At 73.0% G+C, this 7,265-nt stretch carries 6 protein-coding genes; 4 read left to right on the top strand and 2 right to left on the bottom strand.

All coding sequences use genetic code 11. The features are described from left to right. Positions 1 to 235 precede the first annotated feature (235 nt). Both SZ60_RS11235 and SZ60_RS11230 read right to left on the bottom strand, forming a co-directional pair. Positions 236 to 1,051, bottom strand: coding sequence for a DUF817 domain-containing protein (locus SZ60_RS11235; protein ID WP_197073552.1), 816 nt, complete (start codon positions 1,049 to 1,051; stop codon positions 236 to 238). 515 nt (positions 1,052 to 1,566) lie between these two features. Continuing rightward, positions 1,567 to 1,881 carry a hypothetical protein gene (locus SZ60_RS11230; protein WP_043596001.1) on the bottom strand — a complete coding sequence of 105 codons (315 nt, stop codon included), beginning with the start codon at positions 1,879 to 1,881 and terminating at the stop codon, positions 1,567 to 1,569. A 333-nt stretch (positions 1,882 to 2,214) separates the two neighbouring features. Here SZ60_RS11230 and SZ60_RS11225 point away from each other — a divergent pair, with 333 nt between their 5' ends. The 4 genes from SZ60_RS11225 (at position 2,215) to SZ60_RS11210 (ending at position 7,103) form a co-directional block, all read left to right on the top strand. Continuing rightward, positions 2,215 to 3,003, top strand: coding sequence for a DeoR/GlpR family DNA-binding transcription regulator (locus SZ60_RS11225; protein ID WP_043595999.1), 789 nt, complete (start codon positions 2,215 to 2,217; stop codon positions 3,001 to 3,003). A gap of 71 nt (positions 3,004 to 3,074) precedes the next feature. Next, on the top strand, positions 3,075 to 4,043 hold the full coding sequence (locus tag SZ60_RS11220; RefSeq protein WP_043596002.1) for a 1-phosphofructokinase family hexose kinase: 969 nt from the start codon (positions 3,075 to 3,077) through the stop codon (positions 4,041 to 4,043). Positions 4,044 to 4,076: 33 nt separating this feature from the next. Continuing rightward, positions 4,077 to 6,164: a fructose-specific PTS transporter subunit EIIC gene (locus tag SZ60_RS11215; protein WP_043595998.1), complete on the top strand. Its 2,088-nt coding sequence runs from the start codon at positions 4,077 to 4,079 to the stop codon at positions 6,162 to 6,164. Between the two features lie 162 nt (positions 6,165 to 6,326). Beyond that, positions 6,327 to 7,103 carry a hypothetical protein gene (locus SZ60_RS11210; protein ID WP_043595997.1) on the top strand — a complete coding sequence of 259 codons (777 nt, stop codon included), beginning with the start codon at positions 6,327 to 6,329 and terminating at the stop codon, positions 7,101 to 7,103. The last annotated feature ends 162 nt before the right edge of the window (positions 7,104 to 7,265 follow it).

Raw genomic sequence — 7,265 nt, 5'->3', positions numbered from 1 at the left:
GCGGTCCCCGTCGCCGCGGTCCCCGTCGCCGCGGTACCCGTCGCCGCGGTACCCGTCGCCGCGGTACCCGTCGCCGCGGCGGCTGCTGCCGCACCGGCCACCCCGGCCCCCACGCGCGTCGGGCGCCACGCCGCCCCCTGACCGCCACCCGTGGGCGAGGATGCACCACGTCCGCGTCGTCGAACCACCCGAGTGCGTGGTTCGACGGCGCGACGGTGGTGCGACCGTCACGCCGTCAGGCTCGCCGCGGCCCCTTCCGCTGCTTCAGCCACAGCACGAGCACGAAGCTGAAGATCACGAGCACCATCCACGAGCCGATCTTGCTCGGGTGCACGAGGCTCCAGCCGTCGGCCTGCGAGGCGTAGGTCCAGGCACCGAGCAGGGTCGCGGCGTTCTCGGCGACCCAGATGAACAGCCCGATCAGGGCGAACGACACGAGCAACGGCATGCGGCGGTCGACGCCCCGCACGCGGAACGTCACCGACCGCCGGGCGATCAGCAGCGCGGCGACGCCGAGCAGCGCCCAGCGCAGGTCGGTGATCCAGTGGTTCGTGAAGAAGTTGACGTAGAAGCCGACCGCGACGGCCATGGTCGCCACCATCGGCACGGGGTCGACGCGGAGGTCGAGCCGGCGCCACGCCTGGCAGATGTAGCTCGCGACCGCCGCGTACATGAAGCCGCTGTAGAGCGGCACGTCTCCCAGGCGCAGCACGCCGGGCTCCGGGTACGACCACGATCCGATCGCCACCTTGAACACCTCGAGCCCGAGACCCAGGACGTGGAAGACGCAGATGACGAGCAGTTCGTCCCGGGTCTCGAGCCGCGTCACGACGAGCGCGACCTGCACGAGCAGGCACCAGATCAGCAGGGCGTCGTAGCGCGGGATGCCCACGTCCACCACGCGGGTCACGGCGAGCCCCGCGAAGATCGCGACGGCGAACGCGCACGAGAGGGCCTGGGCGCGGCCGAAGGCCAGCAGGTCGAGCAGGGACTCGCGCGCGCGGGCGGCGCGACCCAGGCGGCGACGCGGGACGATCTCGGCGGCGGACACCGCGCCTCCTCGGTTCGTCGTCGGTGCGGGCCGGGTGGCCGCACCGTCGCCCCGACGGGTGCGACCTCGTCCACGCTACGAACCCCGAGGAGGCGCGGCGTCCGCCCCGAGGACCACCCGCCTCCCCCGCGGGTCGCGTCCCCGGACACGCGAGAGCCCCCTCGCCGGGGGCGAGGGGGCTCTCGTGGGGTGCTCGTCGGCGTCCCGCGCTGCGGGCCGCTGGTACGCACCGTCGACGGGCCGGGCGTCAGCCCGTCCGAAGTCGTGCACCGGGCCGGGGCCCGGGACGGTCAGATCTGGTCGTCGTCCACCAGGCCCGCCACGAAGGGGTAACGGTCGGCCACGTACTCGTGGAGGTCGGGGTGGACGAGGGTGTCGAGCGAGGGAAGCGAGGAGGTCATGGTCGGGCCGTTCAGTCGAGGTCGTCGGTGTCGTCGAGTGCCGTGTCGAAGTAGGACACGTGGTCGCCGACCTGATCGGCGAGGATGCGCTGTGCGAACGTCATCGTGCCCGCCTCAGGCCGACATCGCGTGAGCCGGGGCGGCCACGAGGAAGTCGGCGTAGGTGGGCTCGTCGACCCGGGGGACGGCCGAGACGGCTGCCGAGATCGGTGCGGCGAGGGCGACGGCCGCGACACGCGCCCGACGGCGACGGGGGTAGGTCTCGATGCGGACGGCCGGCACGCGGGGGTCGCGGCGGTAGAGACCGGCGTCGACGCGACCGGTGGTCGGGCGGGTCGTCGCGGGGCGGGCCGAAGCGACCGTTCCGCGGACGAGGGAGACGAGTTGCTCGTGGCCGAGGCCCTGGAGCGAGGCGCTGCTGGTGTTCATGTTCTTCTCATTTCTGGCGACCCTGCGTCACCTGAGGAACCTGCTGGAACTGCGGGCACCGCCCGTGAAGTCGGTGCCCGTACCGCCGTGAACCGGTACGTCCATCACTGTGACAGGTGGATTGCTAGATGAACTAGCCAGATCGGGAAGAGTGCGCATTGCGGACATGGCTCGGTCGACTCCTGATCAATCTGCGTTCGTCTTCGTTTTTCTGCTTTTGTCTTGTTTTATCTGTGGAACCGACGTACAGTCGGCCCACACGGCACGGAACACCGCCGAACGGACACCAGCAGCACCGGCACCAGCAGCACCGCGAGACGACGAGGAGGTCGCATGTACGCCACCGAACGGCACGAGTCGATCGCCGAAGCCCTGCGCTCGGCCGGTCGGGTGTCGGTCAGCGACCTCGCCCTGCGCCTCGACGTCACGGCCGAGACGGTCCGCCGCGACCTCGACGCCCTCGAGCAGGCCGGTCTGCTGCAGCGCGTGCACGGCGGTGCCGTCGCCGCCGGCCGCTCCAGCGTCAGCGAGCTGAGCCTGAGCGAGCGCGAGACCCGACACAGCCCCGAGAAGACGTCCGTCGCCCAGGCCGCCGCGCACCTCGTGCCCCCGACGTTCACGGGGTCGATCGCCCTCGACGCCGGCACCACCACGGCCGCCGTCGCCGCCGAGCTCGCCCGCTGGGCCCCGGCGACACCCGGTACCGTCCTCACCGTCATCACCAATGCCGTCCCGATCGCGGCGCTGCTGCAGCACAGCCCCCACGTCGACCTGCACCTGCTCGGCGGACGCGTCCGCGGCCTGACCAGCGCCGCCGTCGGCACGAGCACGGTCGAGCAGATCCAGGCCCTGCGACCCGACATCGTCTTTGTCGGCGCGAACGGCCTCAGCGCCGGCTTCGGCCTGTCGACCCCCGACGAGTTCGAGGGCGCCGTCAAGTCGGCCTACGTCCGCGCCGGGCGTCGCGTCGTCGCCGTGGTCGACCAGACCAAACACGGCGAGGAGGCGCTGGTGCGGTTCGCGCGCCTGGCCGAGATCGACACCGTGGTCACCGACGCGCTCCCCGCGCCCGACCTGGGCGAGGCGCTCGAGCTCGCCGACGTCGAGGTGATCGTCGCATGAGCGCCTCGACCCCCGCGCCCCGCCCCGTCGTGGCCCCGCTCGACCCCGCACCGCTGCCAGGAGGCACCCGCATGATCCTCACCGTCACCGCGAACCCCTCGCTCGACCGCACGATCGAGCTGCCGGGCACCCTGCAGCGGGGTGCGGTGCAGCGCTCGGTCAGCACGACCGACGAGCCCGGCGGCAAGGGCGTCAACGTGTCCCGGGCCCTCGCGGCGTCGGGCGCCGAGACCGTGGCCCTGCTGCCCGGCTCCCTCGACGACCCGGTCCTCGTCGCCCTGCGCGAGCGGGGCGTGCCGACCGTCAACCTGCCGATCGGGCAGCGCCTCCGGGCCAACGTCACCCTGACCGAGCCCGGCGGCACGACCACCAAGATCAACGAGCTCGGCCCCGACCTCGGCTCCCACGTGGACGAACTCACCGCCCTCGTCGTCGAACACGCGGCCCTCGCCTCGTGGCTGGTGCTCGCGGGCTCGCTGCCGCCCGGCCTGCCGACGACCTGGCTGGCCGACGTCGTCCGGGCCGTGCGCGCCTCCTGCGGTGACGCCGCCCCGCGCATCGCGGTCGACTCGTCGGGCGAGCCCTTCGCGGCCCTGATCGCGTCGGGCGTCGGCATCGACCTCGTGAAGCCCAACGCCGACGAGCTCGCCGAGATCGTCGGCGGCGACCCCGAGGCGTACGAGGCCGACCCGGCCTCGGCCGTCGCCGGAGCCCGACGCCTGCGCGAACTCGGCGTCGAGACCGTGCTGCTCACCCTCGGCAGCGCGGGCGCCCTGTTGATCGACGACGAGGGCTCGTGGTTCGCCGCCGCCCCCGTCATCACCGCCCTGAGCACGGTGGGCGCCGGCGACTCGTCGCTGTCGGGCTACCTGCTCGCCGAGACGGCCGGGGCCCCCGCCCCGGCCCGCCTCGCCCAGGCCGTCGCGTCCGGGGCCGCCGCCGCGGCCCTGCCCGGCAGCATCGTCCCCCGCCTCGACCAGACCTTCCCTGACGACATCGACGTCGTCCCGGTGGCCCCCGCGGCCGTCGGGCACCTCTGAGCAGCGTCGCCCAACCCCAAGGAGCAGAACAGCATGTCATCCCTCATCAGCACCGACCTCGTCGGTCTCGACGAAGACCTGGGCGGCACGTCGACCGACGTCATCCGCGCCCTGGCCGCGCGCGTCGCCGCCTCGGGCCGCGCCGGCTCGGCCGACTCGCTCGCCGACGACGCCATCAAGCGTGAGGCCTCGGTCGGCACCGGCGTCCCCGGCGGCATCGCGATCCCCCACGCGCGGTCGGCCTCGGTCACCGAGCCCACCCTCGCCTTCTCGCGGCTCGCCCGCACGGTCGGCTTCGGCGCCCCCGACGGCGACGCCGACATCGTCTTCATGATCGCGGTGCCCGAGGGCGCCGACGGCGACCACATGACGGTCCTCTCGACCCTCGCCCGCGCCCTCATCCGCGACGACTTCACCGCTGCCCTCCGCGCCGCGAAGACGCCCGCCGACATCGTGCAGCTCGTCGACGACGAGGTCAGCGGCGAGGTCGCCGAGACGCGCGGCGCCACCGCCACCTCCGCGGCCGGGGCGACCAGCGCCTCCTCGTCCGCGGCCGACGCCACGGGTGACGGCGCGCGTCGCCCGAAGCTGGTCGGCGTCACCGCCTGCCCCACCGGCATCGCCCACACCTTCATGGCCGCCGACGCCCTCGTCGCCGCGGCGAAGCGCCTCGGCGCCGACCTGCAGATCGAGCCGCAGGGCTCGGGCACGGTCACCCCCCTCGACCCGGCCGTCATCGCCGAGGCCGACGCCGTGATCTTCGCCGTCGACGTCGACGTGCGCGACCAGGGCCGCTTCGCCGGCAAGCCCGTCGTCCGCGGACCGGTCAAGCGCGGCGTCGACGCTCCCGACGCCATGGTGAAGGAGGCGCTGGCCGCCGCCAAGGACCCGAACGCCGCCCGCGTGGGCGGCACGGCCGGTGCCGCCGGTACCGCCGCGGGCTCCGCCACCGAGAAGCAGGGCTTCGGCTCGTCGCTCAAGCGCTGGTTGCTGACCGGCGTCTCGTACATGATCCCGTTCGTCGCCGGTGGTGGCCTGCTGCTCGCCCTGGGCTTCCTGCTCTCGGGCTACGAGATCGCCGGCAACGCCGCGACCGTGCTGACCGACTACTCGCTCGTGAACCTGCCGCCCGAGGGCCTGATCTACTTCCTCGGTGCCGCCGCGTTCCAGATCGGTAACCTGTCGATGGGCTTCCTCGTCGCCGCCCTGGCCGGTTACATCGCCTATGCGATCGCCGATCGACCCGGCATCGCCCCTGGTTTCGTCGCCGGTGCCGTCGCGGTCTTCATGGGGGCCGGCTTCATCGGCGGTCTCGTCGGTGGCCTGCTCGCCGGCTTCGCCGCCTACCGGATCGGCAAGCCGAACGTGCCCCGCTGGCTGCGCGGCCTGATGCCCGTCGTGATCATCCCGCTGCTCGCGTCGATCTTCGCCTCGGGCCTGCTCGTGCTCGTGCTCGGCGGCCCGATCGCCGCCCTGACCGTCGCCCTGACCGACTTCCTCAACGGCCTCAGCGGCACCGGGGCGATCGTCCTCGGCGTCATCCTCGGCCTCATGATGTGCATCGACCTCGGTGGACCGGTCAACAAGGTCGCGTACTCGTTCGCCGTCGCCGGCCTGTCGGCGGGCTCCATCAGCGACAACCCCGCTCCGCTGATGATCATGGCCGCCGTGATGGGCGCCGGCATGGTGCCGCCGCTGGCCATGGCCCTCGCCTCGACCGTGCTCTACCGCAAGGGCTTCTCGCAGGTCGAGCGCTCCAACGGCACGGCCGCCTGGCTGCTCGGCGCCTCGTTCATCTCGGAGGGCGCGATCCCCTTCGCCGCGGCCGACCCGCTGCGCGTGATCCCCGCGAGCATGGTCGGAGGCGCGGTGACCGGCGCCATCTCGATGGCCGCCGGCGTCACGTCGCAGGCCCCCCACGGCGGGTTCTTCGTGTTCTTCGCGATCACGGGGCTCGGCATGTGGATCGTCGCCATCCTGTCCGGCACGGTGGTCAGCGCCGTCGTGCTCGTCCTGCTGAAGAAGTTCGTCCGCCGCGGTGCGGCCGCCGGGGCCGACGCGTCGGCCGAGGCCGCCGAGGCCGGATCGGTCGTCGGCCAGCGCAGCCCCGTCGCCGCGTAGGCGCTCAGCTGCGGAGGCGCGAAGGCACGTCGCCGCCGAGGCGACCACACGAGGAGGCGCGCTCCGGGGAGTCCCGGAGCGCGCCTCCTTCGCTGTGGACGGGCCGCGGACGGGCGGCCGCGTCCTCTACCCTGGCGTGAGCAACCGATTGGACCCCACGCCGTGACCGACATGAGCCTGAGGCTCCCCACCACCCATTTCCGTGCCGTGCTCGACCTGGGCCAGCGCCCGGCCGCGCAGACGCCGCTGCCGACCGCGCTCGGCAAGCCGAACCTCTACGCCGAGTACGACGACGACGACCTGATCACCGCGCTGTACGTCGGCTACGAGACCGGTCAGGTGCACCTCGAGACCACGCCCTCGGGCGACGTCGAGCACCACTTCCACCTCGCGAACGGCGACGACAGCGACCTCAGCCCCTTCGGCGTCGCCGACACGCGGGCGCTCGTCGAGTGGTCGACCCGGCTGATCGTCGACCTGCACCGCCGCATGCCCGACCTGCTCGACGAGGTCGACGAGGCCGCCGCCTGGCACGACGCCGGCTTCGACCTCTACGTCTGCGAGGTCGAGGAGCCCCGCAAGCTCGACCTGATCGAGGTCGACATCGAGGGCGAGCTGCTCACCCTGCCGTGGCTCGGCTCGGGCGCCGTCGAGCACGACCACATCGAGGGCGACGACCACCCCATCGCGCTGAGCTGGACGCCCCAGGGGTCGTCCGACGCCGTGCCGATCGCCGAGGCCTGGCTCGACCCGCGGACCGACCAGCCCCTCACGAAGGCGCTGCCCGGCATCGACTGGGACGCCGTCGGCTGGGGTCGCGACGAGGTGCTCCCCTGGCTCGAGGCGATCTACATGAACCACCACGTGTTGCCCGACGCCGCCGGCACGATCCTCACGGGCGTGCTCGAACGGCTCGGCGGGATCGACGGCACCGACTAGCGACGCGTCGCGCACGGGGGCGGGCCGTGCTGCCAGGATGGCGAGATGAGCGACTCGGCCGCACCGCGCCTCCTGAACCTGTTGGTCCTCGACGTCACCGACGAGGCCCGCGACGACCCCGCGTTCGAGCTAGAGCTCGACGCCCTGTCCACCTCGGTGGTC

Origin of the sequence: Frigoribacterium sp. MEB024 (genome assembly GCF_000878135.1) — a bacterium.
Taxonomy (GTDB): domain Bacteria; phylum Actinomycetota; class Actinomycetes; order Actinomycetales; family Microbacteriaceae; genus Frigoribacterium.
This window is presented reverse-complemented; position numbering and strand designations above follow the sequence as displayed.